The sequence below is a fragment of the Polycladidibacter stylochi genome, assembly GCF_001562055.1.
Lineage (GTDB): Bacteria > Pseudomonadota > Alphaproteobacteria > Rhizobiales > Stappiaceae > Pseudovibrio > Pseudovibrio stylochi.
On sequence record NZ_LLWE01000005.1, the window covers coordinates 280,758 to 307,706 of the forward strand.

Consider the following 26,949-nt stretch of genomic DNA (forward strand, 5'->3'; position numbering starts at 1 on the left):
TTGCACCAGAAATACCGAGCGGATTTACCAACTCCTAATAACTTCTGCTCATGATATCATCACAGATATCACTCAACCGTTACGTCGATATCTCTCAAACCCCCCTATTTAGCTCTTGGTGTTATTACTAGTCTTTAATTGCTTTGGATTTCGCTCGTGATAAGGAGAATAGCCCTGCAGAGACAACCATAAGCGCGCCCACTAATGTCGTCCATAAGGGGATATCACCAAAAACAATGAGTCCGATTGGAATAGACCATACTAGCTGTAAGTAATTGAAGGGTTGAATAACGATAGCCTCGGCGAGCGATAGGGCCTTTACGATTGAATAGTGCGCCGCGGCACTCAGCAAGCAAACCGCCGCTAGTAAAAGAATATCAACATCACCCCAATTCGGCAGATGCTGCAACCCGACAATTGTTGTCACTATGAGACCAAAAGCACCAACATAAAAATACGAGGTGAGCGGACTATCATGCCTTGAAACCATACGGGTTAGTATTTGATAGGTCGCAAAACTAAGTGATGCGCCTAAAGCCAACAGGCCGCCAAGACCCCAAACATTGCCTGTGGGCTGTAGTATGACTAACAAACCAAGCATTCCCATTAGCAAGGCTAATATACGCCTCCAGCCAATGCTTTCTTTGAGCAGCACGACTGCCAAGGCTGTAACCAGTAACGGATAGGCCATAAGAATTGACGTTACATCAGCCAGTCCCAGCATGCTAAAAGCCATTGTGATTAAAGCAATTTCACTAAGTAAAAAAAGGCCTCGCAACAATTGTAGGGGGATACTTTTTGATTTTAGTGCCGTGCTTATAGTGCCTGTAGCAATTTGCGACCAACAGCAAGCTACAATAAAGTGGGTCCAATACCGCACCATCAATATGAACCAAACAGAGTGATTGGTTAGCAATTGCTTCGTTGTTGCATCTTGAAAAGCAAAGAGTAAAGTAGCCAGGCAAGCGAATATTATTCCATAGGTCGTTCTTGTTGTTGCATGCACTGAAGTATTCCTGAGCCAGAGATTTAGCGGTTCATATGTTTACCAAGTGGCTTTTTACTTTAACGACACCGCCATAACTCGAAGACTATTACAAATTCATGCAGGTGTATACTCACTGTGAATACTCATGGGATTCATCGCATTGCGCTTTATTCTTTTGTTCTCAACCTTACCTAATTCAACTTCCACCCAGTTCAATAGGCCAACCAGCGCATTTGTATCGTGTCGTTTAGCGCGGCCCAACGACGCATCGCATGCACTTATTGGCTATCTACGGTAATAGGCACTGACCTCCTTACCTCAACATCTTTTGATGATATCGCCATAAAGAAACATTTAAATCAATAGGTTAAGAGATATACAACCGCTTAAATTCAATTTTTAACCTATATGCGCAAACAGCCATGTGACTAAATACATTCTTGCTACACCAATTCTAATAAATTACACCTTGATTTTGACAGGTATCAATGCGAATGGTTCGCAGTTGCACTTTATTGGGTGTAGATTTAATTGGAGCCAGGAATGTCCGAGCCAGTCGTCGAAAGTTTCGACCAGCCAATTCACGTTAGCGTTTTTCAGCCCTTTAAAGATGGCTTTGAATTTCCAAAGGGTACACAGAGCCTACTTGATGCTCGCAGGCATACTCCCCTCAGAGTTGTGCGCCTTGGTGGTACCCAAGCAGAATCTTTAAAGTTACGCGCTCTAGGGCTTTCTGAGACACGAGAAATTGTGATCCTTGAAGGCATTAGCAGTCGGCCTCGTGTCATTGCGTGTGGTGCTGTGCGTGTCGCGCTATCAGCAAAAATTGCGAATAACATCTTGGTACAGGAAGTTAATTAATGTCTTGTCATAGTGTGCAAGCCTCTAGTCAATCCAATTTACCAAGTGCTTTTCTCTTGGGTACGGCGAACTCTGGAAAGACTTCCCTTTTCAATGCCCTTACGGGTGATCGGCAACAAATTGGCAACTGGCCTGGTGTCACAGTGGACCGCAAGAGTGGTATTGCACGCTGTAACAATCAAGATATTTCCATACTCGATTTACCTGGTGTGGCAACGCTTTCATCTCCTGAAGATGAACGTATTGACGAGAAAATCACACGCCAAACATTACTTACTGAACGCCCTAGTATTTTACTATGCATACTGGATCCAACGGCTTTAGAACGCTCTTTAGCCATCTTGCTTCAAGGGCTTGTTTTAGGTCTTCCTACAATCGCGGTGTTGACAAAAGCCGATTTGTGGGAGGCGGAAGTTATCGACCGTGCGGCCGACCATCTTTCTGCTGCTCTTGGTATTGCAGTCGTGACGGTATCCAGTATCTCTCAGCGTAATTTGGAAAAGCTTCATGAAGAAATCTGTGCTTGCTTAAGCGAGCCGAATAACGTTCCAGCCTTTCATACCGATCCTTTTGAGCTCAAAGAGCTGGTTTCGAACCTTAGCAACCAGCTAACTAAAAAGAACCTATGTTCCGCAGAGGTTGCTCCTGCATGGGCATGTCGCCTGCTTGAACAAGACTTACTCGCCCAAAAGCTTGCAGGCCCTGAAATGAGCACCTATGCTCAGCAACTAGCCAATGACGCGGCTGAAAGGCTTGGAGATTCAACTGCTCTGATAATGGCGGCCAGTTATTACAACCGAGCATATTCACTTAGCGAATTAATGGAGCTGCCAGAGCCACAACAGGTACGGCAAACATCTGACCGTATTGACAGGGTGTTGCTATCCAAGTGGTTCGGCTTCCCGATTTTCCTCGGTATCATGTACTTGATGTTTTTTATCGCGATTAACTTTTCCGCAGTATTTATTGATTTGTTTGATGGTTTAGGCGATGCGCTGTTTGTACAAACGCCAAGCCTGCTGTTCTACTCTCTTGGAATACAAGATAGCTTGTTTGCTTTGATGACAAAATCAATTGGTGCCGGATTACAAACTGTGTTGACGTTTGCGCCAATTGTTGCCCTGCTATTCTTCTGTCAAATATTCCTTGAGCAAAGTGGCTATATGGCCCGTGCTGCTGTGGTTACCGATAACCTCATGCATAAATTGGGTCTTCCGGGGCGCGCATTTTTACCTCTCATTTTGGGTTTCGGCTGCACAGTTCCTGCTGTTATTGCCACGCGAACGCTTGAAAGTAAACGCGAACGCGTCATGACAGCTATGATGTCGCCATTCATGTCATGCGGAGCTCGATTGCCCGTATATGCGTTATTCGCTGCGGCCTTTTTTCCGAGCAACGGTCAAAATATCGTTTTCGCTTTGTACATACTTGGGGTTTTGGTTGCGTTGTTTACCGGCCTTATCCTTTCGCATTCGATTTATCGGAACCGAAGCTCATCTCTTGCTATTGAGCTTCCCCCCTATCAGTGGCCTAAGGGCAAAGATATTTTTCGTGCTGTTGCAGCTAAAGTAAAGAAATTTATTAGTGGTGCCGGGCGAATTATAATTCTTGTTGTTGCTATTCTCTCAGTTTTAAACTCGGTCGATTTAGAAGGAAATGTCGGCAACGAAACCAATGGCACTTCGGTTTTGGCCCAAGTTTCAAAGAATGTGACACCAATCCTCTCTCCAATGGGAATTCGTGAACAGGACTGGCCTGCTGCGGTTGGGTTGGTTACCGGCCTATTTGCAAAAGAAACCGTTGTGAGCACATTGCAAGCTTTGTACATCAATACTGACGAGACTGAAGAGCGCCCCGAGCCACTTGCTGTTGCGGGCGATGCCATTAAGGGCTTCTCGGCAGCACTATTTGATTTGAGTAGTCAATTGCTTGATCCGCTTGGTATTAATATTGGCGATACATCAAACTTTATTGCTGCCTCTGAGGAGCAAGAGGTGGAGGTTTCAACCTTTGCGGCGTTGGTCGCCCATTTTGACGGCAAAGCGGGTGCCTTTGCTTATATGGTTGCTGTTTTGCTCTATATACCTTGCTCGGCTGCCTTGGCGACAATATGGCGGGAAATCGGGCGCAATTGGGCCTTATTCTCTGCATTCTGGACTACACTTCTCGCATACTCAGGGTCAACTATTGCCTATCAGGCCGGTACTTTTACCCGTCATCCCAGCAGTAGTTTTTTATGGATTGCCGGATTGCTCATGATTATTGCTGGTGTGTTTGCGCTCATGCGAAATTTCGCCGACAAAGATAGTCCGGTAACCGGTATACTGGCCACAGCGGAGTGTAATGATGCTCAAGTCAGTTGAAAGAGTTATCCGCACTAAAGGAAGCGTCACAGCACGCGATGTGGCGCAAGAACTGGGTATTTCTCAAGATTTTGCAATGATGATGCTTTCACAGCTCAAAGCGTTAAAAATAATTCACGATGAAGATTGCACGAGCAGTTGCTCTTCAAAGAGTGGTGGTTGTAATGGCTGCACGTTCACCAAAGAAAAGAAATTTTCTTTAATAACCGATCGTCACTCGGCATAACATCTGAAATATTAGCTTCTTTTTTGAAAAGATATTTCTATGTATATTAGTTATTTTATGCCATTCTCTATAAAATATACTTAGTATCACATTGTAATTATTTATTAATTAAAATATTTTGGGTATTTGACAACTATAGATAGAATTATTTCAATCTACAGTTTAAATATAGTTTAAATCTAATAAGCAATTCCGCCATGTTCGAGCGGAAGCCTGATTAAACTTTAAACTGGAGTGGGTTTTAATGCTATCTAAGAGGCTTGGGCAAATAGTCGCTTTGCTATTTGCCATAATACTTTATCCTCAATACACTTTGGCGGTTGATTTAAAATCTTTAAAAGAAGACTATAAACGCCCCCTTTTTGTTCCTTTTCCTCAGAGCGCTGCTTACACACCCCAACGCGCGACACTAGGAAAAATGCTATTTTTTGACCCTCGTCTCTCAGGGGCAAAAGACATGAATTGCGTGAGTTGTCATAACCCATCTTTTGGATATGAAGTGCCAGTTGAAACACCAATTGGCGCGGCTAAAACACGCTTAGCCAGACAAGCACCAACACTTTTAAACGCAGCGTGGGTGAAGCCATTATTCTGGGATGGTCGTGCCAAAACTCTTGAAGAGCAAGCGCAAGGGCCGATTACAGCCCCAGTAGAAATGAATGCTAAATTCGATGATATTGTCGAAACCTTGGAAATGATACCAGAATACACACGCTGGTTTGATATCGTTTTCCCTAAACGTGGTATTTCCAAAGAAACGATATTGCAGGCTATCGCTACTTATGAACGTACGATTGTAAGTGGCTGGTCACCGTTTGATCGCTGGATTGAAGGTAACGAGGATGCTATCTCTGAATCTGCAAAACGTGGCTTTCAAATCTTCAATGGCAAGGGGCTTTGTGCCAAGTGCCATAGTGGCTGGAATTTCACCGATAATGAATTCCACGATATTGGTGTTTATACCGAAGATATCGGCCGCGGCGCGATTGAAGCTGCGTATGTTAAGATGCAGCACGCCTTTAAAACACCCGGCCTTCGGAATTTAATTTACCGCGCACCATTTATGCACAATGGGAGTTTACCAGACCTTGATGCTGTCTTAGCCCACTATAATAGTGGAGGTATGGAGCGCCAATCCCGCTCTGAGCATGTGAGGGCACTTCATTTGAGCGATGGCGAAATCGCTGATTTAAAAGCGTTTTTGCTAACTCTTACGGCAGAGCGCATTGAAGAACCCATGCCAACTTTACCCAACTGAGGCCAATAATGAATATTCGCGGTAAAATATTAACTCCGGTAATCGGGCTGATCTTACTGTCTGCTACCTTGATTGGTGTCATAGCATGGCAAAATACTAAAAACCTAAACCACGTTCAACAAATATCCCAGGAAGCGCTTACAGCACAACAGTATGCTTTTTCACTGGCTGATGAACTTGTTGTTGCCCAAGAGCTCGTTGAGAGTGCTATGGCGATGACAACATTTATCACCCAAGAGGAGTACGAAAGAAAGTTCAATGAGTTAGACGAACGACTATCTAAAAAGCTAGATGATGCCATTGCGCTTTCCTTAAATAAGAAAATGGGTGCCGCCACCATGCAGGCGCGCAACAACTATCAAGTTTGGAAGTCAAGTACCGAAGTTTTGCTTGGAATTACTCCCTCCGATTTAGTTCCTACCCATGAAAAAATAAATCGAAATACTGCTAATCTTAGCAAGTCAATCAAGTCAATCGTAGAAACAACACGTCATGCCAGTCACGAAATAATTTCCCAAAGTAGTGAGAAAGCTTTCTTTGTCAATGTTATCAGTATAACTGCAATAGCCATTTTGAGTATTGCCGGTTTTGGTATTGCCTGGTGGTCTGCCAACAATATTAGTAAGCCAGTTACATACTTAACAGAGAAAATGAATAGCCTGACAAAGGGAGACCTTGATATTGACCTGGACCTTCCAGACCGTAAGGATGAAATTGGCAAGATTTTTGATGCAGTCGTTATTTTCCGTGGCAATGCCATTCAACAGCGCGAGCTTGAAGAACAGAACCTGAAAAAGCTAGAGACTGAAAAGGTTATTCAGGTCAAAAAAGAAAAAGCTATCACGAACTTTAGAAGCGCGTTAGAGCAAGATATGGCTCGCCTGCACAACCAATCAACGGAAATGCAAGCTTCCTCACTTAGCTTGCACCGTATGGCTGATAAAGCAACACAAGATGCACAAAGTGCTGGCTCTGCAGCTGAAAGTTCACGTGATAATACTCAAACGGTGGCTATAGCAACAAAACAGCTTATCGTCTCAATTAATACAATTGGTGAGCAGTCTAGCCGCGCCAACGACCTTGTGAATACAACTGTAAAAACGGCTCAAAATACAGATCGACAAGTTACTGCTCTTTCAAATTCAGCCGAGCAGATTGGTCAGGTCCTCGAACTGATTAGGGATATCGCAGACAAAACAAACCTATTAGCACTAAATGCAACTATTGAAGCTGCACGTGCAGGTGAAATGGGCCGCGGTTTTGCTGTGGTTGCAACCGAGGTGAAATCACTTGCCAGCCAAACTGCAAAGGCAACTGAAGACATTTCAAACCACATCACCGGTGTACAGAGTTCCACGACAGCTGCAGTTGATGCCATAAATGCAATTAGTGAAGCTGTACAGGAGGTTAGCAGCCTAACACAATTAATCAATCAAAGTGTAAGCGAACAGCAAGATGCAACACTAAGCATTGCCAATGCTGCAGAAGCTGCACACGGCCAATCAGAGACAGCTGCTAATAGCTCTGACGAGGTGAGCGCTTCAATTTTGCAAACAACTAACGAGGCAAGCACGGTTAGCAAGTCCTCTGAGTTACTAACGGAAGTAACGAATAGCCTCTCCAAAGAGGTTGATCTGTTCTTAACAACAGTAACAAAACTGGATAATCACGCTTAATAATAGTTATCTCCCTATTATATTATAGTAATAGGGAGAAACACAATTCTATTATCTTTAAATTTCTTTATTATTGTATAAATAATCTACACCATCAATTTTATCATCTTAAATTCGCTAAACTATAGTTACTTTTACATCTGAATTTCAGGCAAGGAACCTTGTCTATATACGCGGAAAGAAAACAGGTAATTACGCGCCGGGAATGCGATAAAAGCGCTATCTCGAACCCTATCATAAAGCCCGCTAGGGGTTTTTAGGTTCAAAACCATATATATTTCAATTAGATAGAAATGGATGGCGGACACGGAGGGATTCGAACCCTCGAGACCCTTCCGGGCCTACTCCCTTAGCAGGGGAGCGCCTTCGACCACTCGGCCACGTGTCCTTGAGCGCGTTAGTAGCCATTAACCGCTGGTAGATCAAGCGTAATTTTTGTTTTTTCTTGATTTTCCCCAAATTGGATTTTTAGCGGCTCGAACTGTTTCTTCTTAACCCCGTGAGCCTGCTTGCCAGCACGCCTTGAAGCCCTGTCGCTGAGCGCTTACTTATTACACTTTTTACAAAAGTTTTCGCAGGAATTGTTTTAAGCGCGGATCGTCAGGCTGGCTAAATATCTTTTCTGGGGGCCCTTGCTCGACAATCCGCCCTCCTTCCATAAATAGAACTCTATCAGCTATATCGCGAGCAAAGCGCATTTCATGAGTAACAATAAGCATTGTTTGGTGTGCTGCAGCCACTTTACCCATAAGCTGTAAAACTTCCTCAACCCATTCCGGGTCGAGCGCTGAAGTTGGCTCATCTACAAGAATTAGATCTGCATTTGCGGCCATAGCACGACCAATACCGACCCTTTGCTGTTGCCCACCCGATAGTGCAGCAGGGTAAGCATCTGCTTTATCCGATAAGCCAATTTCGCTTAGTATTTCACTTGCCCGCTTTAATGCATCTTTCTTTTTCCAACCACGTACAACTTGTAGGCCTTCCGCTATGTTTTCCTGAGCTGTCCGATTTGCGAACAGTGCGTAGTTTTGAAAAACGAAGGCAGTATGTAGTCGTAGTTTTTTAATGTCTGCACTGGAAGCATTTGCGACATCTATTTTCAGAGTATCAAAGCTAATTGTGCCGGCATCTGGCTGCTCGAGAAAGTTAAGCGTTCGAAGAAGCGTAGACTTCCCTGTTCCTGACGGGCCAATTATGACAATTCTCTCACCACGCTCGATATCGAGATCAATTCCGTTGAGCACTTTTTGGCCATTATAGCTCTTTTTTAAACCACGAACACTGATCATCTCGCTACTGCCTTACCTAGTCGTTGCTCTAATACCTTTTGTATATGAGATAGTATCTCGACGATAACCCAATAGATTAACGCTACCAGAATAAAACTTTCAAAATACAAGAAACTGCCCGCAGCTTCCTTTTGTGTTGCACCCATTAGCTCTGTAACACCCAAGGTAAAAGCCAGCGATGTGCTTTTTATAAGGTCAATAAAGTAGTTTACTAAAGTGGGTGCTGCGACTCTTGCGGCTTGCGGAAGAATGATACGCCGCATCATTTGGCCTTCACTCATCCCAATTGATCTCGCTGCTTCCCACTGACTGCGGTCAACACCCAATATGGCAGCACGAATGCTTTCTGCCATATAAGCCGAGAAGTGTAGTGTCAGACCAATAATTGCGGCGCTAACACCATCTAAAGCCGTTAAACTGGTAAAAATTTGTGGCAAGCCATAGTAAAACAAGAAGAGCTGTACCAGTAAGGGAGTTCCTCTGAAAAAGCTAATAAAGACTTTAGAGAGGCTATTTAAAATGGGAATTTGTAGAACTCTAATTATCGCGACAAGACAAGAAAGCCCCAAAGCAAGCAACATAGAAATGCTGGCCATACCCATCGTAAGCGGCAGATACTTTAACAATACTGGCAATATACTCAGCATGTAGTCAAAATCTAATGGTCGCATTTTTTTGCCTCAGGCTTACTATCCAAATAAAACAGGCATGAGAAAAGCTTTCATGCCTGCTTCACTATTTATTCTAGCTTAGCGTTAGTTAACTTCGTCGTTTGCGGAAGTGATATCTGTTCCAAACCATTTATTGGAGATTTGCTGCAGCTTACCACTTGCTTTCAATTTGGTGAGAGCTGCATTCACTTTTTGGGCCAGCTTCGCTCCTCCACTATCTTTACGGAAAGGGAGTGCATTGCGTATTTGTGAGAAAGGCTCACCAGCTAATGCCAAGGGAAGCGGTGTTTTCATTATAGTTTGTGCTGCTGAAACACGATCCATGACAAAGGCATCAACACGGCCAAGGGCTGTTTCTTGCTCTATATTGCTATCATAAGTTTTTATTGTAATTTCATTTGCAAATGGCAGTTCACGCAATAACTGCTCGAAGTTAGAGCCAAGGTTTACCGCTACAGAGCGGCCTTTCAAATCATCTAGACCTTTAATCTCTTGCTCATTACCTTTGCGTACGACAACTTGTGCTCCATCATAAACGTAAGGCTGAGAAAATGTAAACTTCTCGACACGGGCTGGTGTAATCGTTATTTGGTTGGCAATTGTGTCAATGCGGCCTGCTTCTAGTGCCCCAACAAGCCCAGAAAAACTCATTGTAACATATTCAATATGATCACCAGTCTCTTTAGCGACTGCATTCATTACATCAACTTCAAAGCCCTGAAGCTTATCCTGTTTCACGAAAGTGAAAGGGAAATAGCTTCCCGACATACCCACTTTTATGGTTTCCGCTTGGGCGGGTAAACTAAATAACAAAGCGGTCGCCATAACCAAATTACGCATGATGCTTATCCTTCTTAACTGCTCACCCCGCTTACCTCTATTAGAATTTTTTTTCCAGTTACCTTGCAATATTAACATTTTATAGAATTCAAATTTACATTACCACAACTCACTAATAATATTTTCTAGTATTGACCATAAAAGAAAAAGCGAATCTACGTAGCAGCAAGTTTCTAAAAAAACAATTCAGCCATCACATACCTTAAAATGGATTTTTGCACAGATTTTTGCAAAAATCTGGTAAAATTCATTAAAATTACTCATACATAATTTTTTTCAGTTGCTGAATGAAAATTCTTTACAATTTAAAATGCAATGGTATTGACCATATTTATTAAGTAAGATGTGAAATCAGAATATATCAAGGAAACAAAATGAAAGAAATAACCTTACGATATCCGAATTTTTACTATAAACTAAAAAAGATGATTAAGCTTTTTTCAATTTTATTTTCATTGGTATATTTTACGAATGCTTCCTATGCCGATGATCTGCAAATAGCAGTTGCAGCTAACTTCCAACAAACTGCAAAAGAAGTCGGTAAAGTATTTGAGGCAGAGACAGGTCATACAATCAAATTCAGCTTTGGTTCTACAGGTACGCTGTATAATCAAGTAAGCCAAGGTGCACCCTTCGACATTTTCCTAGCTGCAGATATGAAGCGACCTAAAATGGCCGTTGAGAATGGATTTGGCATTGAGGGGTCTGTCACGGCCTATGCTCAAGGTCGTCTTGCGCTCTATTCGAGTGATGACAGTATAAGCCCATCAGTTGAAACATTAAAGAATGGTGGCTTTGGCAAGCTGGCGATTGCCAATCCCAAAACGGCTCCTTACGGTCAAGCTGCAAAGCAAGCACTTGATGAACTCAAACTTTGGAAAAACGTTGAGCCATTCCTCGTTCAGGGAAATTCTATCGGACAAACATTCCAATTTGTTGCCACTGGTAATGCGCCTATAGGATTTGTTGCATTCTCACAAATTGCGCAAAAACCACAATCAAGCTATTGGTTAGTCCCAGGTAACCTTTACCAACCGATCAATCAGGGAGCTGTTTTACTTAAAAACAGTCAGGGTAAGATCGCAGCACTGATGTTTATGCAGTTTTTGCAATCTGACCAAGCGGTTAGCATCATTGAAAACTACGGCTATAAGCGGCCCCTGTAATTTCCCAGTCTATTCACTTTGATGGGCCGTTGCTATATGCTTTTATGCAGATGGAAGTTGCAGACGCTCTGTAGTTCGAGCCCAAGAAAGTGATGGGGGAATTATTTGGAATTCGCTGATCTTTGGCCACCAGTTTTTCTCTCACTTAAGCTCGCCAGTTATACAACACTTGGCTTGCTAATTATTGGGACACCACTTGCTTGGTGGCTTGCTAGAAGTTGCAACCGTTTTAAAGAAGCGGTTGCTGCTATAATTGCTTTGCCTTTGGTTCTTCCTCCTACTGTGCTGGGCTTTTATTTACTCATAGCGCTTGGGCCAAGTGGGATTGGTGGCGTTTTAAATAGCTTTAGCGAAATTAGAACACTCGCATTTTCCTTTACGGGTCTGCTTATTGGCTCGATTGTTTATTCCCTACCCTTTGTTGTTCAACCCATCCGGAACTCATTTGAAGCTATCGGTAACAGGCCGTTAGAAGCCGCCGCCACCTTACGTGCAAGTCCATTTGATGTTTTTTTCAATGTTGCACTTCCCCTCGCGCGTCCAGGACTTATTACCGGAGCAGTCTTGGGATTTTCACATACTATCGGCGAGTTTGGCGTTGTTTTGATGATTGGCGGCAATATACCTGGAGAAACAAGGGTTGTTTCCGTTGCCATTTTCGATTTTGTCGAGAACCTCGAATGGGGTAAAGCACATATTCTAGCTGCAGGTTTATTGACCTTTTCGTTTCTTGTTATTCTCCTAACCAAAACAATTGAAAACCGCTTAACCCGAGAAAATCGTCATGCCTCTTAATATGCAAGGTGGAGATGCGAGCTCTTCATCCCATCGCAAAGAAGGCTTGCACCTAGTACTGAAAGGTCAGCTAGGTCAGTTTAAGATGGATGTTGATTTTTCCATTGCTCCTAACGGAGTAACAGCTCTATTTGGGCCCTCCGGTTGCGGAAAAACCTCAATATTACGAGCCATAGCCGGCCTTGCTCATTTGGAGGGCACAATTACATGCTTTGGCGAACAATGGCAAAATAGTAAAGAGCGTGTCTTCGTTCCCACACACAAGCGCGCAGTAGGTTACGTTTTTCAAGAAGCCAATTTGTTTGCGCATATGAGCATCAAGGAGAACCTATTATTTGGGCGTAAAAGGCTTCCACCTTCCCATCTGACAGGGCAACCTACTTTCGAAGAGATTGTCGACCTTTTGAAACTTTCCCCATTATTACATAGGTTACCGAGCGCGTTATCCGGGGGAGAGCGTCAACGGGTGGCTATTGGCCGTGCTTTGCTTGCCGCGCCACAAATTCTACTTATGGACGAGCCACTTTCTGCTCTAGATCGGCAAGCCAAACAAGAAATACTGCCCTATTTAGAAGCCTTGCACCTACGTCTTAAACTACCCATTGTATATGTCAGCCACGATATCGCTGAGGTCGCACAATTAGCGGACACAATGGTTTCACTTAACAATGGTCGCATTGCCAGCCAAGGTCCAATTATTCACGAATTAGCCCGCCTTGGACCTCTGCCTGGTGTGGAGCCACGTCGTACTGTGAGCCTAATACCGGCAGAAGTAATAGCGCAGGACAATACTTATCACCTAAGCCTTCTCAGCATTGGTAAGCAAAACCTTGAGGTCCCGCACTTGAATGCCAATGTTGGCGATAGTGTACGCTTGCATATTGCAGCCGGTGACGTGGCTCTTGCGAAAGAGTACCCAAAAGAAATAAGTATGCGCAATGTTTTAAAAGGGTGCCTGGTGGAGGTCCATGAATACGATAGTACGGCCTATGCCGAAGTATTGCTTCACATTGACGGTATTGCATTAAAATCCAGGTTAACTCGTGCCTCTCTTCACCAACTCAGGCTTGCCAAAGGTGATACAGTTTATGCTTTAATAAAGTCGATTATATTTGCAGATCGTAGCTTGTAGTTGCATTAGCTAAGCTCAGGTCTATCCATTAAAGCTTCAAAGGAACTCGGCTAACATCATTGCCTTAAACTCATCAATACTATTGGTATCAACTCCCAGGCTTTCAAAAAGCAACGCCGAGAAACTAATTGGCGCTGTACCCGCCGCTGTAATGACACGCTGAGCCAGAACTGCTTGCTTTGTGTTCTTATAGTGTGCATCACCTTGGTAAGCTGTAGTATTACCTTTCAAGAATTCAAGCGTATTGGAGGTATGTGGGCGATTATCCAGTAACCCGGCCTGCGCTATCGGTATCGTTCCACCGCATATTCCAGCAATTACAGCTCCACGATTATACTGCTCTGACAGGAAGCTGGTTATGTCTGGCGCAGCTTTTTCAGACCAAATTGTTGAACCGATAACAGCAACTGCTTGAGGCGACCACGCATCAAGATCTTCAATACTATGCTCTAATGTAACCGGGAGGCCACCTTGAGAATAAATCGTTTCCTGCTCGACCATATAAAAACGAAGATCAATAGCGTAGTAGGCACCACCTATACCGGCCAAATATGCGTATTCCCAATCGGCAAACTTTTGTGGTAATATGATAGCTAATTTTGACATATAATTATCTCTTTAAAGATATTTTATAGTAAAAATATTGTGCCCTAATTTCAAATTTGGGCACAATATTATTTGTAGTATGTAATATCTAGGTCAGTTCTTCAGATATCATGTGATTTTTACTTACCAATTCTTTATAGAAGTAACCACTTTTCTTAATGGTTCGCTCTTGCGTGTCATAGTTCACGTGAACAATCCCAAAACGCATAGAGTAGCCAAATGCCCATTCAAAATTATCCATTAAGCTCCAAGCAAAATACCCTTTAACAGGAATACCAGCTTCTACAGCACTACTTAAGGCTGTAATATGGGCTTTCATGTAGTCTAAACGTGGCTGATCATCAACTACGCCATTTTCTGGTCCCATGTTATAGGCTGCACCATTTTCTGTAATATAAACGGGCGGTAAGTCATAGTTTGCATAAACATGCTTGAGCATATCGGGTAAGCCTTGGGGCACAATTTCCCAACCAATATCTGTTCGCAGATCACTATCCGAACTTGGTACGCCTTTCGTCGCCGGGAAAATCGCCGCCGGATCTGGGTCATTTACAACTGTTTCAGGATTATAGTAGTTATAGCCCCACCAATCTAAAGGTTGGTTGATACGCTCTAAATCCCCTTCCTGAACTTTAAGTTTATCACCCAAAGCTGCAAAAAACTCATCATCATAGCAACCTTTGAATATGGGTGAAAAGAATACCCCGTTATTAAATTGCCAGTAGCGATTTGCCGCTGCCACATCCTCTGGGCTATCCGTGCCGGGGTATGTTGAAAATGAATTTAAGACAATGCCCATCGGCAAGTCAGCACGCTCCGCCCGCGCTGCTTGAACTGCAGTGCCATGAGCCAAATTCATTACATGGGCAGCGGCCAGTGCCGCGTCAATTGACTTTTCTCCTGGTGCATGTGCCCCTTCCAAATGACTTAGGAACGTCGCACACCATGGCTCATTAATTGTCGCCATTGTATCTAGCCGGTCTCCCAAACGGCGGGTAACAACACGAGCATATTCGCCAAAAGCATCTGCTGTATCGCGGTTTGTCCAACCGCCATAACCTTGTAGTATTATGGGTAAGTCCCAATGGTACAAGGTTGCAAAAGCTTTAATGCCACGCGAGACCAGACCATCAAGTAAGCGGTCATAAAAATCTAGACCTGCTTCGTTAACCTGTCCTCGCCCATCTGGAATGACACGCGGCCAAGCAATTGAGAAGCGATAGGCATCGACACCTAGGCTTTTAATTAAATCCAAGTCGCTTTCCCACTTATGATAGTGGTCGCATGCTACGTCACCTGTATGGCCTTCAAATACGCGGCCTGGCATACGGCAAAAAGCATCCCAGATACTCGGCTTACGACCGTCTTCATTGGCTCCACCTTCTATCTGGAAAGCTGCGGTGGCCACACCCCATGTAAATTGGGGGGGAAATCTTTTGGCTAGTCTTTCTATTTCAGACATTTGTACCTCAAGTCGAACGCTATTGATGAGCTCGTGTCTTGCTTATGGGGCATGTAGACTTGATTGAACTTACAACCGAGGACATTTGTCCTCTTTATCTCCCAATTCCAATGAGGTCATAATTTGATAGGGGAAGATGACCTCTTAACACTAAGCTTGTTACAATTTTAGAATAAACTCTGACACTACATACTGTGCAGAAACTCCCAAAATCTGCCAATGTAATGGTTTACATTTTGTATTTAACCCATGTAAGCGCTTACATCAAGCGGCAAAAATGCCTCTAAATGTTAATACGTAGGAAATTGATTAAACCCAGCTCACTTGCACCTAAGGGCTTCGCAAAGCTATAGCGACACGTGTGGCGTGCTTTGATATTATCGACAGCTATTTAAGTAGTGAGAAAACCATTTCGATATCATGTGGCCGTGATAACGTTGGTGCGTGCCCACAATCTGTAATGGGAATAATCGTTGCCCTAGGTCCTTTTTGCGCCATGTGTGCCACGATTTCTTTGGTTAGAAGGTCTGATTTTTCCCCCCACACCACCGTGGTAGGAATGCTAATAGCCTCGTATATTTGCCAGGATGCAGCGGGTGCACTGTCTGTCGTCAACATACTCAATATGCGTGGGTCGTAATGCACTGTGAGCTGGCCATCATCCAGCCGTCGTAACGAGGTACGCGCCATCCGGTTCCAAAATTCATCACTCGCCGGGCCAAACCCCTTGTAGTTATTCCGGAACCATTGCTCGGCTATACTTACAGTTTTGAACAAAGGTAACTCAGATGCATAGTTTAGTATGCGATTAATTGCAGCGGCGGGTAACTCAGGACCGACGTCATTTAAAACCAACCGGGTCAACCTATGTGTTTGGCAATTGGCTGCCAAGTACATTCCTATCAAGCCCCCCATAGATGTGCCAATCCACTGACACTCATGAATGGAGTACAAATCCATAAGCGCAACTGCTAGTTTTGCATAGTAATCAACTCTATACTGGAGCTGCGGCTCATCTGCCCAACTTGATAAACCCCGCCCCAACGTATCCGGGGCAATCACGAAGTATTTGAAACTCAACGCATGAGCTAATTCGTCAAAATCGCGGCTTGTTCTTGCAAGGCCATGCCATAGAATAACAACATCATTTTCGGGATTACCCCATTCGCTCACATGGATTTCGTGGCCGTTGATTTGATGGAAACGGGATCTACGTATCGTCATCTTTTTTCTCCACTTGCAAGCATAGCGCCAGCCAAACCCTTGGGAAAAAAGTAAACAACCAGAATAAATCCAATACCCAGCCATAACAGCCAGCGCTCAGGACTCAACAATTCGGGAAGCAACGGTATGCCCGTTGTTTTTTCAGCTGCAATTTCCATAAGATCGCGAAGATAGTATTGCGCCAAAACCAAAAGCAGCACACCGGGAACAGAACCCCAAATCGTTCCCATACCACCAATAACGACCATAAGCAGAATATCAATCATTATCGTGAAGGAAAGGACTGTCTCGGGCCCCGTATACTTAAGCCACACAGCATAAATAGACCCGGCGACGGCAGCGCTTGCCGCAGATAAGCAAAAAATCAGGCTTCTGTAGCGCACAACTCTGTAGCCAATTGCTTCTGCCCGCGTGTCATTTTCTCTTATGGCTTTCAACACGCTGCCTAATGGCGTTGCAACCAAACGCACAGTTAAAGCAAAAATCAACAGACAGGAGAATGACAAAAAGTAATAGGCTGCCAGCTTTCCATTTAATTTGGTTCCAAAGACTTTAACCGTGCTTCCATTCTCGTTCTCAAGTAACTTGGTTGCTGTTTTGAACAAAGCTGGTGTTTTATAGGTTAGCCCGTCTTCTCCCCCTGTGTAGGCAGAAAATTGAGAGACCATGACAAGAGCGAGAGAAGCAACAGCTAGTGTTATCATGGCAAAAAAAATGGCTTTAACACGCAATGATAGCAGGCCAATAACCGCTGCAATTGTTACAGCAAGCAGCATTCCTGCCAAGCTTCCCAAGCTGTAGGCACTCCAGCTACCACCATAAAGCTTTAGCCCGATAGCAGCGCCATAGGCACCGCATGCAAAAAAAAGAGTATGTGCGAAAGAGACTATACCCGTGATGCCAATCAGCAAATCATAGCTTGCCACCAGCACAATAAAAATACAAATCCTGGCAGCAACTTCCAACGCCCGGACATCATGGAATAAAAACGGCGCTAACAGTAAAATTGCCCAAACGAGGCCAACAGTTATACGCAGGGTATAAGCCAAATTTTGATTACGGTCCCTACTCGGTGGGTTTCCCCAGGCTAGTGATAGTTTTTTTTGATTGAACATGACCCCTCCCCTTTCAGCTTGCAACCGGTTTAAGGCCATTTGGACGCCATAATAATACTGAGAGCATAAGTAACATATTGGTTGCTAATGCCATTTTTGGGGCCAAGTAGCCCAAGTAGTTACCTGTCAAACCCACGAGTAGCGCTCCAAGTAAAGTTCCTTGAATGGAGCCAGGGCCGCCTATGATGACGACGATAAAAACTAGAGTCATCATTTCAGTGCCCAGCGCAGGCGAAATCATCGTTTCATACCCTGCCCATATGGCACCCCCAAGTGCAGCCAGAGCTGAGCCGCCAATAAAAACAGCTAGGAACAAGCGGTCAATGCGATAGCCGAGCGCTTCAACCATTTCGCGATTTTCCACACCGGCGCGAACCAATAGGCCTGCGCGTGTGGCATTGAAGAGCCAGTAAAGCCCGGCATAAATCACCAGCCCCATCAATAGAGCAAAAAGCCGGTATACCTCGATTGGAACCTGACCTAAAAGCACGGAGCCTTGAAGAAATGCCGGGCGTGGCACAGTAAGCGGAATACCGCCCCAAACAACCAGAATAAGTTGCTCACACACGATGAGAGCGCCCATGGTTATTAGAATCTGCCTTAGATGATCTTTGTAGACAGGCTTAATGATGACAGTTTCAAAAAACCAGCCAGCAATACAAGCAAACGAAACGGCTCCCAAGAGAGCAAGAAAAAGGGCGGCTCCGTTTAACAGGACACTATCTGCTTGTAGCCAGCCTGCATGCCAACTTAATATACTTGCCGCTATAAAAGCTCCAAAGCTGATAAATGCCGAGTGCCCGAAATTTAAAACATCCATGAGGCCAAAAACCAAGGAAAGACCAGAGGCCATTAAGAAAATCATCAATCCCATGGCAAGACCTGCAATTGTTAAGGTCAGCCAAGTGGCAGGCTGTGATATTAAAAGAAAAGAAATGCCGCCTAAAGCAACCGGTAGCCAAAAAACACCGCCCGGTAACCTACCAATAGTATGATAGGCATACTTGAATGCTTGATGCGGGCTGAACACCCTCTTAGATGACCGCTCTGTCATTTTCACGCTACTCCCAACAATCGAGCTTGCAATTCTGCATCACTTTCAAAAGCATTCATCGAGCCGGTATAAGCAACACAGCCATCGTCAATAACTGCGAGTTGGTTGCCTAGAGAGCGCGCAAAAGCAAAGTTTTGCTCAACGAGTATTAATGTTGTTGTCTGGGAAATTTCTGCAAACGCGTCGTGCATGTTTGCAATAATCGCCGGGGCAAGCCCTTTGGTCGGTTCATCAATTAAAATGAGTTCACGCGGCTCGATAACAGCTCGGGCAACGGACAGCATTTGCTTTTGACCGCCAGATAGTGCTGCAGCTTTGGTGTGCCAGAACTTTTCCAACGCCGGAAACAACTGATAAACCCAAGATAAACGCGATTTATCAAACTTGCCTTTTGTCGTTGCAAGGCGCAAGTTCTCCTCGACTGTGAGACCACCAAAAATACCCATATTTTCTGGCACATAGGCCACCCCCATGCGAGCAATTTCGCTCGTATGCAGGCCAGAGATATCTTTCCCCTTGAAAAAAACTGATTTCGGCGATGTTTGCCATAGGCCCATAATGGAACGCAGTGTCGTTGTTTTTCCAGCGCCGTTGCGTCCTAATAAGACAAAAACACCACCTGTTGGGACCTCAAAACTAACATTATGTAATATGCGATAGGGACCAATGTTTGTGGTCATGTCTTGCAGTTGAACAATACTCATGCAAGCCCTCCAGCATTTCCAAGATAAACATCCTTCACCAACTTAGAGGTCATGATGCGATCTGGAGTGCCATCTTCAAGCACCTCACCATTGTGCAAAACGATTATTCGATCAGCTAATGCTCTTACGACGCTCATTTTATGCTCAACTAACAACACGGTTTTACTGCTATCATTTTTTAGATTTGCAATTAGCTCTAGCAGGCTTGGCGCTTCATCCAGCGACATACCGGCAGTTGGCTCATCAAACATGTATATGTCCGGCTCCATCGCCATAAGCATGGCGACTTCCAGCTTACGCTGGTTGCCATGGGAGAGCTCGTTCGCCAGCATATGCGCCACACTGGAGAGGCCCACCAAATGCAAGAAATGCTCTGCTTTGGCTTCCAGTTCCGGTAGTGCTGTTATCCTTGTAAAAAAGCGCCAACCATCGCCACTATGAGCCTGAACAACCAGCCTAATGTTTTCCAGTACACTTAGTCGCGGGAATAAGTTCGTCAGCTGAAAAGCACGACCAATACCAAGCCTAGCCCTTGTTGCGGGTGGCATTTGACTAACATCGTGATTGTTTAAGATTACTTGTCCATGTGTTGGCTTTAACTGACCCGAAATGAGATTAAAAAACGTCGTCTTTCCTGCACCATTGGGTCCAACTATTACAGTGAGTTCATTGGGGTGAAACTGGCAGCTTACGGCATTAACCGCTGTGTGGCCGCCAAATGAAATTGAAAGTGATTTTGTTTGTAAAGACGAACCGCTTTGCTGTTTTTTCATTGGTTATACTCGTGGAAACTCATGCGGATCACGCGTAAAAGAAATGTGCTTGGCCTTTTAAGAGCGATCACACCGAACTTCCTCTCAATAAATTGCCATTAAGTCATCAGGCATGGTTTTGTTGAGAGGAAGGAGATTGAAAAGTCAATTTAGCGAAGGACCGGTATTTGCATTTCGTTCGCTTTTATCTCACGCACCAGCTCGGGTATGGCCCACTTTACATTTTCATCGACCCGGATTTTAAAGTGATACATAGATTGTAGGGCCTGATGATCTTCAGGACGGAATGTCATAGTCCCTTTGGGCGTTTCCCAGCTCATGCCTTCCATAGCTGCAATCAGGCTTTCGGTATCCAGCTCATTCGCTGTTTCTAGAGCTTTAACAACTGCAAGCGCCGCGCTCATACCACCAGCGGTGAAGAAATCCGGTGGTGTATCAAAACGCTTTAAATGCTCAGATACCAGCCAATCGTTTACCTTGTTATCGGGGGCCTCATAGTAATAGTAGATTGCCCCTTCCATTCCCGGTACGCGCTTATATGTTGGCAAGACCGGCAGAATATGTCCGCCAGTTGATATTTCTATACCGTAGCGCTCTGGCTGCATTGCTTTTATTTTGCCCATGGGGTCGTTACCACCTGCGACATAGATCAGGATAACTTTGCGCCCTTCTTTTTCTTTCAGTGCATTGAACAGACGCTCAGTTGCTGCCGTGTAATCTGTTGTTTTAAGTGGCACATACTCTTCACTTACAACAGTTGCACCCGAGCCTTTTAGGGCTTGCTTGAAAGCACTAATACCATCGCGGCCAAATGCATAATCTTCCGCCAATGTTGCAACAAATAGGTTTTCATCCGGTCGCAAAGCCAAGGCCTGCGCTTGCATATCCATTGAAGAATTACGCGACGTTTTGAAGATATAGCGGTTTGAATCCGGGCCTGTTAAGGTATCGGCTACAGCCGGCTCGACGAGTAAAATACGTTCGTACTCTTCAGCTATCGGCAACAGGCTTTTTGTAACACCCGATGATGTGCCACCAATGGCGAGCAACACTTCATCATCACCGTATGCCTCGGCGAGCATCGCACGAGCAACATCCGGTTTGAACTGGCTATCTTTTTTTATGATCTCTATCGGCCGTCCTTTCACAGCATTCGTGCCGTTGGTGGCGTATTCGATACCCATTTCAAAACCGGTATGCATTTGTTTTGAAAAAACTTCAAAAGAACTGCCAGACAGGCCGTGAATAAGAGCTATCTTTATTGGCTGTGCTGCTTGCGTGACTTGGACCAAAGCCCCCATTGCCATTGCGCAGCATACTGTTAGTGCCCTTAGCTTGTGTTTATGAATCATCTGCTCCCCCGTATTGCAGTGATTAAAACTACAGCTAGACGTCACGTTTTATACTTGAATGCTGTAGCTATTCTCCCTTACTCTAGGCTAGGTCAAATACGTATATCTGTGCAATATTGTGGAAACACCTAAATGAATTATTCAAGTAAGGAACTGGTAGGATCAAAGCTTTTTGAGGAAGCATTTTTCTATGCTCCAATCGGCCTTGTTGTTACGCAAAACAGGATTATTCAAGAATGTAACTTGTCTTTTGCCGCAATGTTTGGCTATTCGCGCCATGAGCTTATTCATCAACTCTTTGCCATTTTGTATCCAACAGAAGAAGAGTTTTCCTCAATACGAGGTCGGGGTATTGAAGAGCTTCGCCAGAAAAATGTTTATTGGGACGAGCGCATCATGGCGCGTAAAAACGGGAGCCTTTTTTGGTGCCGGGTGCGCGGAAACAGTTTTACTCCTCAACAACCGCTTGAAAAGGCCATTTGGAGTTTTGCCGATCTTTCAGATGAGCGCCCTTATGTTCCACTTACAAAACGCGAAAAACAGGTTGTTGCCCGCATTGCAGACGGCTTGACCAGCAAACAAATTGCCCGAGACCTGGGGCTGTCTTACAGAACAATTGAAATTTATCGTTCACGCTTATTGAAGAAATTTGGCGTGCAAAATACCAGTGCCTTAATCATGTCGCTTGGCAGCATTTGCGGGCCGCATATAGTTGAGCGCTAGGTATTGCAGCCTCTTAAGCATTCAAAACAAAAAACCGGCGCTCCGTTTCCAAAGCGCCGGTTCTTCATAGCTCAATCGAAGCTATTATTTTAAGAGAGTTTTTCTGCAAGCTGTGTGCTTTGCTCTCCAGCTATCAAGTGCAGGACATTATTACCGGCTTTCATCGTCTTCATGCCGCTCGCAGCTAAAGCAGAAGTATCTACGGCCGCCTCATCCTTAACTTCAACGCGCACGCGTGTGTTCGCAACAGCCTCGGCGCTCACGATGTTTGCTTTACCACCCAATTGAGCAATGAGTGCATCCACGTTAATGTTCATAGCTGCAGCTTTTGCGGCTGGGGCTGGAGCAGCTTTTTCAGAAGCTTCCAATTCAGCAGTCGTTGGAACGTGTGCTTCTTCGCCAGTTCCGCCAGAACGCAGATACTCTTCCATATCTGTTTTCAGGTTTTCAGAGGCTGGACCGAAGATAGCTTGAACACCAGAACCAACGCGAACAACACCACGAGCACCTAGAGACTTCAGTTTTGCATCGCTCACAAGGTCTGGGTTTTTGACGCCAATACGAAGACGAGTGATACATGCATCAAGGTTATCAATGTTTTGTGCGCCGCCAAATGCTTGCACCAATGCACCAGAAATACCGGTATCGGATACTTGATCGCGGATAAGCTCTTCATCATCTTCACGACCTGGTGTTTTCAGGTTCAAGGTTACAATGAGGAAGCGGAACACGGTGTAGTAGATTGCTGCATATGCCAGGCCGAACGGTACGAGCATCCAACCGTTTGTAGAAAGCGGGAACAGCAATGTGAAGTCGATGAAACCATGAGAGAAAGTCATGCCATGCTTGACTTCAAAAATGATCATCAACGCATAACCAATACCTGCCATGAGGGCGTGCGCAACATAGAGAATAGGTGCAACGAACAGGAAGGCAAACTCGATTGGCTCGGTAATACCTGTGAGGAATGAAGTCAGCGCTGCGGAAATCATCAAACCACCAACAACTGTGCGGTTTTCTGGTTTAGCTGTATGCCAAATAGCAATCGCAGCTGCAGGCAGACCAAACATTTTGAACAGATAGCCACCGGCCATGTTACCGGCTGTTGGGTCGCCAGCCAAGTAACGCTGGATTTCACCTGTTACCACTTTGCCTGTTGCTGGATCGAGGTAAGAACCAACTTCATAGAAGAATGGTACGTTCCAGATGTGATGCAAACCAAACGGGATGAGTGAACGCTCAACAACACCGTAAATAAAGAATGCAAACTCTGGGTTCTCGTTAGCTGCCCAATCTGAGAATGCTTTAATCGCGGCACCAATTGGTGGCCATGCAAACGCCAGAATAATACCTACGGCAAGGCAGGCAAACGAAGTAACGATTGGTACGAAACGCTTACCAGCGAAAAAGCCTAGATAATCTGGCAATTTAATGCGGTAGAAGCGGTTAAACATATAGGCAGCAATACCACCAGCAATGATACCACCAAATACACCGGTATCAATGGAGGTGATGCCCATAATCGATTTGGTCGGCACACCGGCTGCATCGGCAACAACACCCATTGTTGCAAGCATAACACCAAAGCCAACCACAGCGGAAAGCGCTGCAACACCATCATTTTTGGTAAAACCAATCGCAACTGCAATAGCAAAAAGTACAGGAAGATTACCAAAAATTGAGCCGCCTGCCTGCTCAATTATGTGGTTGAAGACTTCAGGAAAAACGCCAAATCCTGCAGCACCAACCCCGAGGAAAATACCAGCAACCGGCATTACTGCCACCGGTAGCATAAGTGATTTACCAACCTTTTGTAAGTTGGCAAACATATTAGAAGCTGATAAGCTCATGTTTTACTCCTGCGGAGTGCTCTCCGCTTTTGCTACTAGAGTTTTGCAGGGCATTATTGCCAGATAGTGCCCTGCCTCCCTTAAAACTCACGTCATTTAAAAGACTTGAGTAGTTCTTTCACGTCTGCGGTATCCGCACAGTCGATCGTTTTGTTCGCAAGTGCCTGACATTCTTTCATTGATAGCTCACGAATGCGGTGCTTCACTTCTGCCAAGGCAGGTACACTTACGGATAGCTCATGCACGCCCAAGCCAACGAGAACCGGTACGGCTTCGATTTGGCTGGCTAGCCCCCCGCAAACGCCAACCCATTTGCCATGGGCCTTGGCTGCTTTCACAGTCATATCAATCATGCGCAGGATGGAAGGGTGAAGCGGGTTAGCGCGTTTAGCCAAGGCCGGGTGGCCGCGGTCAATTGCAAGAACATACTGTGTTAAATCGTTGGTACCGATTGAGAAGAAATCTACTTCCGCAGCCAATTTATCGGCCATTAACGCAGCAGATGGCACTTCAATCATGATGCCGATTTCTACCGGCTCAACACCCATTTTCTTTTCTTCCTCGCGAACGAGGGCTTTAACAGCCATCAGCTCATCAAGGGCAGAAATCATCGGGAACATAATACGGGCACGGCCCTTGCCCGCTTGGGACAAAATAGCACGAACCTGGCGGCGCAGAATGGAAGGACGTTCCAAACCAATGCGAACTCCGCGTACGCCCAAGAACGGGTTTTCTTCCGTTGGCATTGGCAGGTATGGCAGTGGTTTGTCACCGCCCACATCCAGCGTTCGGATAATCACAGGACGATCTTTGCCCATGACTTCCAAAATGCTGCCTATTTCCTCGCCCTGCTCTTCTTCTGTCGGTTCATTTAACCGTTCAAGATACAAAAACTCTGAGCGCAGCAGGCCCACAGCTTCCGCACCACCTTCAGCAGCTTTTTTTGCATCTTCCAAAGAACCAATGTTAGCTGCAACTTCGATGCGAACACCATCTGTAGTGACAGCAGGCTCATGAGCTTTGGCCTGATACTGTTTCAACAGTTCAGCTTCGCGTTCGATTTTGGTCAGGAATTCTTGTTTTTCTGCTTCACTTGGGCTGATTTTAATTTTGCCCTTCTTGGCGTCCAGCAATAATTCTGTGCCATCCTCAACGTCGCTCATGCTTGCTTCAACATTGACCAAGTATGGCAGATTATTTGAGCGAGCAATGATAGCTGCGTGAGAAGCCGAGCCACCTGCGAGTGTACAAAGACCTACAACCTTAGAAAGATCAAGGGTTACAATCTCACTCGGCGTGATGTCTTCCATCAACAAAATGGATGGTTCGGTCAACTCTGCCTCGCCGCTAGTGATACCCAACAGTTTACGCAGAACACGCTCACCCACATCACGCACGTCGGCAGCGCGGCCAGCAAGTAACTGGTCGTCCATTGCAGCAAGGCGTTTGGCTTGTGCTTCATATGAATGACGCCAAGACCAAGCAGCCGTGCAACCTGTGCCAATATCATGGTGCGCCGTATCAACAAGATCAGGGTCTTCTAGCAATTGGCAATGTGCGAAGAAAACTTCAGCCAAATCGCCCTGCCCTTTTTCTTGCAAGCGATCAATCATTGCGCGGATATCTTTTCGGCTGGTGTGAATAGCCTCTATCAGCTTTGTGGCCTCAACGTCGATATCTTTGGTTTCACGTTGGATTTCCGGTAGTTTTTCTTTGCGCTTGACCAATTTACCAACGGAACGACCAGGAGACGCGGTATAACCAATCAAAACGCCTGGTTCTGTTGAATGCGTGGCTAGAAGCGGCTCTTCTTCTTCAAGCTCAACCACAGGAGCAACGGCCGGTACATCGGTGATGTCTTCTCCCAGACCTTCACGGATTGCTTCGACAAGGGTTGCAACAGACTGTTCGGCGTCAGTCCCTTGAGCCTCAATTTCCATTGTGTCGCCAAATTTGGTTTTAAGCGACATAATACCTGTAACACTATCGGCGCGTGTTTCGTTGCCATTGGCGCGAAGCACCATATTTGAAGCACTTTGGCGGGCGATAGCAACAATACGAGCTGCCGGACGGGCATGTAGGCCAGTAGGATTAGGAATTTTTACAGTAGTTGTTTTCGTTTGACCACCAATGACAGGCTCTTGAGAGGCCGCGATATCAGCACTAGCCCCAACCATAGCAACAATTGTTGTTATATCCTCGATAGCACTTTCATAGGGAATGGTTGGGTTTATTTCCTGACCACTTGCTACGACGATTGCGGATTGAACACTAACACACTTTTGAGCAATTAAATCGGGATTAAATTCAAGTAGTTTTTGACCTGCTATAACAGTTTGGCCTTCTTCAACGAATAAAGTAAAGCCCTCGCCACGTAGTGCAACAGTTTCCAAACCAATGTGTATTAAAAGTTCAAGCGCACCATTTTTTATTGTGACAGCATGTCGGGATGGATGAATCTGCGTCACTTCCCCATCAATTGGAGCAAACAGCGTATTATCTAACGGTTCTACTGAAAAACCATCTCCCATCATTTTTTCAGCAAACACGGGGTCTGGCAGCGCTGTTATTGGCTGCAAAATACCTTTAATGGGCATTTGTAGGGTATAGGCATCACTGCTGGTTTTCAATTTTTACACTCCCAGACTTAATGAGCTAGCAAGACAACACTTTTTACTTCCTTAGAGTAAATTATGCATTTCCAACTCACAATTGGCACAGTCACGCCAAGAACCTGCAACCAAAGCAACCCAATTGCTTACAAACTGTCACATGCGGCGCGCATAGCATATCATTACTTATCTGATATACCCTAAAC

The 26,949-nt window shown here is 45.0% G+C and carries 23 protein-coding genes and 1 tRNA gene; 9 read left to right on the plus strand and 15 right to left on the minus strand.

All coding sequences use genetic code 11. The features are described from left to right. Positions 1–127: 127 nt before the first annotated feature. Positions 128–1,006 carry a DMT family transporter gene (locus AYK67_RS01285; RefSeq protein WP_068081141.1) on the minus strand — a complete coding sequence of 293 codons (879 nt, stop codon included), beginning with the start codon at positions 1,004–1,006 and terminating at the stop codon, positions 128–130. Between the two features lie 525 nt (positions 1,007–1,531). On the opposite strand from AYK67_RS01285, the gene AYK67_RS01290 reads away from it, so the two are divergent. From AYK67_RS01290 to AYK67_RS01310, 5 genes are all read left to right on the plus strand, one after another. Further along, entirely contained in the window at positions 1,532–1,849 is a 318-nt protein-coding gene (locus AYK67_RS01290; protein ID WP_068081144.1) for a ferrous iron transport protein A, read from the plus strand. Next, entirely contained in the window at positions 1,849–4,212 is a 2,364-nt protein-coding gene (feoB, locus tag AYK67_RS01295; protein WP_082735566.1) for a ferrous iron transport protein B, read from the plus strand. Before AYK67_RS01290 ends, feoB begins: the two co-directional genes overlap by 1 nt. Next, positions 4,196–4,438, plus strand: a complete 243-nt coding sequence (locus AYK67_RS01300; RefSeq protein ID WP_082735574.1) for a FeoC-like transcriptional regulator — start codon at positions 4,196–4,198, stop codon at positions 4,436–4,438. Before feoB ends, AYK67_RS01300 begins: the two co-directional genes overlap by 17 nt. Positions 4,439–4,682: 244 nt before the next feature. After that, entirely contained in the window at positions 4,683–5,696 is a 1,014-nt protein-coding gene (locus tag AYK67_RS01305; RefSeq protein WP_068081150.1) for a cytochrome-c peroxidase, read from the plus strand. Between the two features lie 8 nt (positions 5,697–5,704). Beyond that, a complete protein-coding gene (locus AYK67_RS01310; RefSeq protein ID WP_068081157.1) occupies positions 5,705–7,372 on the plus strand; it encodes a methyl-accepting chemotaxis protein in 1,668 nt (555 codons plus the stop codon). Between the two features lie 298 nt (positions 7,373–7,670). Here the strand turns inward: AYK67_RS01310 and AYK67_RS01315 are convergent. The 4 genes from AYK67_RS01315 to AYK67_RS01330 all read right to left on the minus strand — a co-directional run bounded on the left by AYK67_RS01315 (position 7,671) and on the right by AYK67_RS01330 (position 10,175). Further along, positions 7,671–7,760, minus strand: a tRNA-Ser gene (locus AYK67_RS01315). A gap of 172 nt (positions 7,761–7,932) precedes the next feature. After that, complete coding sequence (locus tag AYK67_RS01320) at positions 7,933–8,664, minus strand: amino acid ABC transporter ATP-binding protein (protein ID WP_068081158.1); 732 nt, start codon at positions 8,662–8,664, stop codon at positions 7,933–7,935. Continuing rightward, positions 8,661–9,335, minus strand: coding sequence for an amino acid ABC transporter permease (locus AYK67_RS01325; protein ID WP_068081160.1), 675 nt, complete (start codon positions 9,333–9,335; stop codon positions 8,661–8,663). The genes AYK67_RS01320 and AYK67_RS01325 overlap by 4 nt, the downstream gene beginning before the upstream one ends. Before the next feature lie 84 nt (positions 9,336–9,419). Further along, positions 9,420–10,175: an amino acid ABC transporter substrate-binding protein gene (locus AYK67_RS01330; RefSeq protein ID WP_068081164.1), complete on the minus strand. Its 756-nt coding sequence runs from the start codon at positions 10,173–10,175 to the stop codon at positions 9,420–9,422. Positions 10,176–10,549: 374 nt separating this feature from the next. Here AYK67_RS01330 and modA point away from each other — a divergent pair, with 374 nt between their 5' ends. The 3 genes from modA (at position 10,550) to modC (ending at position 13,268) form a co-directional block, all read left to right on the plus strand. Further along, positions 10,550–11,341 carry a molybdate ABC transporter substrate-binding protein gene (gene modA / locus AYK67_RS01335; protein ID WP_068081168.1) on the plus strand — a complete coding sequence of 264 codons (792 nt, stop codon included), beginning with the start codon at positions 10,550–10,552 and terminating at the stop codon, positions 11,339–11,341. A gap of 105 nt (positions 11,342–11,446) precedes the next feature. Then, on the plus strand, positions 11,447–12,136 hold the full coding sequence (gene modB / locus AYK67_RS01340) for a molybdate ABC transporter permease subunit (protein WP_068081170.1): 690 nt from the start codon (positions 11,447–11,449) through the stop codon (positions 12,134–12,136). Continuing rightward, positions 12,126–13,268: a molybdenum ABC transporter ATP-binding protein gene (gene modC, locus AYK67_RS01345; protein WP_068081173.1), complete on the plus strand. Its 1,143-nt coding sequence runs from the start codon at positions 12,126–12,128 to the stop codon at positions 13,266–13,268. Before modB ends, modC begins: the two co-directional genes overlap by 11 nt. A gap of 36 nt (positions 13,269–13,304) precedes the next feature. Here modC and AYK67_RS01350 read toward each other — a convergent pair whose 3' ends face one another. The 8 genes from AYK67_RS01350 to AYK67_RS01385 form a co-directional block, all read right to left on the minus strand. Further along, on the minus strand, positions 13,305–13,874 hold the full coding sequence (locus AYK67_RS01350) for a DJ-1/PfpI family protein (RefSeq protein ID WP_068081176.1): 570 nt from the start codon (positions 13,872–13,874) through the stop codon (positions 13,305–13,307). A gap of 88 nt (positions 13,875–13,962) precedes the next feature. Continuing rightward, positions 13,963–15,336: a GH1 family beta-glucosidase gene (locus AYK67_RS01355; protein WP_068081179.1), complete on the minus strand. Its 1,374-nt coding sequence runs from the start codon at positions 15,334–15,336 to the stop codon at positions 13,963–13,965. A 387-nt stretch (positions 15,337–15,723) separates the two neighbouring features. Continuing rightward, entirely contained in the window at positions 15,724–16,560 is an 837-nt protein-coding gene (locus AYK67_RS01360) for an alpha/beta fold hydrolase (RefSeq protein ID WP_068081182.1), read from the minus strand. After that, positions 16,557–17,675, minus strand: a complete 1,119-nt coding sequence (locus tag AYK67_RS01365) for a branched-chain amino acid ABC transporter permease (protein WP_082735567.1) — start codon at positions 17,673–17,675, stop codon at positions 16,557–16,559. Before AYK67_RS01365 ends, AYK67_RS01360 begins: the two co-directional genes overlap by 4 nt. A gap of 13 nt (positions 17,676–17,688) precedes the next feature. Further along, the gene (locus AYK67_RS01370) at positions 17,689–18,729 is read right to left on the minus strand and encodes a branched-chain amino acid ABC transporter permease (RefSeq protein ID WP_082735568.1); all 1,041 of its coding nucleotides are present in this window, start codon (positions 18,727–18,729) and stop codon (positions 17,689–17,691) included. Positions 18,730–18,731: 2 nt separating this feature from the next. After that, the gene (locus tag AYK67_RS01375) at positions 18,732–19,433 is read right to left on the minus strand and encodes an ABC transporter ATP-binding protein (RefSeq protein WP_068081187.1); all 702 of its coding nucleotides are present in this window, start codon (positions 19,431–19,433) and stop codon (positions 18,732–18,734) included. After that, the gene (locus AYK67_RS01380; protein WP_068081190.1) at positions 19,430–20,206 is read right to left on the minus strand and encodes an ABC transporter ATP-binding protein; all 777 of its coding nucleotides are present in this window, start codon (positions 20,204–20,206) and stop codon (positions 19,430–19,432) included. Before AYK67_RS01380 ends, AYK67_RS01375 begins: the two co-directional genes overlap by 4 nt. A 149-nt stretch (positions 20,207–20,355) precedes the next feature. Next, positions 20,356–21,558 (minus strand): substrate-binding domain-containing protein, encoded by a 1,203-nt coding sequence (locus AYK67_RS01385; protein ID WP_156453011.1) that lies wholly within the window; start codon positions 21,556–21,558, stop codon positions 20,356–20,358. Positions 21,559–21,690: 132 nt separating this feature from the next. Here AYK67_RS01385 and AYK67_RS01390 point away from each other — a divergent pair, with 132 nt between their 5' ends. Further along, the gene (locus AYK67_RS01390; protein ID WP_068081191.1) at positions 21,691–22,281 is read left to right on the plus strand and encodes a LuxR C-terminal-related transcriptional regulator; all 591 of its coding nucleotides are present in this window, start codon (positions 21,691–21,693) and stop codon (positions 22,279–22,281) included. An 89-nt stretch (positions 22,282–22,370) separates the two neighbouring features. Here the strand turns inward: AYK67_RS01390 and ptsG are convergent, their stop codons facing one another. Together ptsG and ptsP are read right to left on the minus strand one after the other, a co-directional pair. After that, positions 22,371–24,131 carry a PTS glucose transporter subunit IIBC gene (ptsG, locus tag AYK67_RS01395; RefSeq protein WP_068081192.1) on the minus strand — a complete coding sequence of 587 codons (1,761 nt, stop codon included), beginning with the start codon at positions 24,129–24,131 and terminating at the stop codon, positions 22,371–22,373. 92 nt (positions 24,132–24,223) lie between these two features. Further along, positions 24,224–26,761, minus strand: a complete 2,538-nt coding sequence (gene ptsP, locus AYK67_RS01400; protein ID WP_068081195.1) for a phosphoenolpyruvate--protein phosphotransferase — start codon at positions 26,759–26,761, stop codon at positions 24,224–24,226. Positions 26,762–26,949: the final 188 nt, after the last annotated feature.

Bases quoted from the DNA above. Each gene is read 5' to 3' on its own strand.
- AYK67_RS01290 (WP_068081144.1), top strand. From the start codon at position 1,532: ATGTCCGAGCCAGTCGTCGAAAGTTTCGACCAGCCAATTCACGTTAGC.
- feoB (WP_082735566.1), top strand. From the start codon at position 1,849: ATGTCTTGTCATAGTGTGCAAGCCTCTAGTCAATCCAATTTACCAAGT.
- AYK67_RS01300 (WP_082735574.1), top strand. From the start codon at position 4,196: ATGCTCAAGTCAGTTGAAAGAGTTATCCGCACTAAAGGAAGCGTCACA.
- AYK67_RS01305 (WP_068081150.1), top strand. From the start codon at position 4,683: ATGCTATCTAAGAGGCTTGGGCAAATAGTCGCTTTGCTATTTGCCATA.
- AYK67_RS01310 (WP_068081157.1), top strand. From the start codon at position 5,705: ATGAATATTCGCGGTAAAATATTAACTCCGGTAATCGGGCTGATCTTA.
- AYK67_RS01320 (WP_068081158.1), bottom strand. From the start codon at position 8,664: ATGATCAGTGTTCGTGGTTTAAAAAAGAGCTATAATGGCCAAAAAGTG.
- AYK67_RS01325 (WP_068081160.1), bottom strand. From the start codon at position 9,335: ATGCGACCATTAGATTTTGACTACATGCTGAGTATATTGCCAGTATTG.
- AYK67_RS01330 (WP_068081164.1), bottom strand. From the start codon at position 10,175: ATGCGTAATTTGGTTATGGCGACCGCTTTGTTATTTAGTTTACCCGCC.
- modA (WP_068081168.1), top strand. From the start codon at position 10,550: ATGAAAGAAATAACCTTACGATATCCGAATTTTTACTATAAACTAAAA.
- modC (WP_068081173.1), top strand. From the start codon at position 12,126: ATGCCTCTTAATATGCAAGGTGGAGATGCGAGCTCTTCATCCCATCGC.
- AYK67_RS01350 (WP_068081176.1), bottom strand. From the start codon at position 13,874: ATGTCAAAATTAGCTATCATATTACCACAAAAGTTTGCCGATTGGGAA.
- AYK67_RS01355 (WP_068081179.1), bottom strand. From the start codon at position 15,336: ATGTCTGAAATAGAAAGACTAGCCAAAAGATTTCCCCCCCAATTTACA.
- AYK67_RS01360 (WP_068081182.1), bottom strand. From the start codon at position 16,560: ATGACGATACGTAGATCCCGTTTCCATCAAATCAACGGCCACGAAATC.
- AYK67_RS01365 (WP_082735567.1), bottom strand. From the start codon at position 17,675: ATGTTCAATCAAAAAAAACTATCACTAGCCTGGGGAAACCCACCGAGT.
- AYK67_RS01370 (WP_082735568.1), bottom strand. From the start codon at position 18,729: ATGACAGAGCGGTCATCTAAGAGGGTGTTCAGCCCGCATCAAGCATTC.
- AYK67_RS01375 (WP_068081187.1), bottom strand. From the start codon at position 19,433: ATGAGTATTGTTCAACTGCAAGACATGACCACAAACATTGGTCCCTAT.
- AYK67_RS01380 (WP_068081190.1), bottom strand. From the start codon at position 20,206: ATGAAAAAACAGCAAAGCGGTTCGTCTTTACAAACAAAATCACTTTCA.
- AYK67_RS01385 (WP_156453011.1), bottom strand. From the start codon at position 21,558: ATGATTCATAAACACAAGCTAAGGGCACTAACAGTATGCTGCGCAATG.
- AYK67_RS01390 (WP_068081191.1), top strand. From the start codon at position 21,691: ATGAATTATTCAAGTAAGGAACTGGTAGGATCAAAGCTTTTTGAGGAA.
- ptsG (WP_068081192.1), bottom strand. From the start codon at position 24,131: ATGAGCTTATCAGCTTCTAATATGTTTGCCAACTTACAAAAGGTTGGT.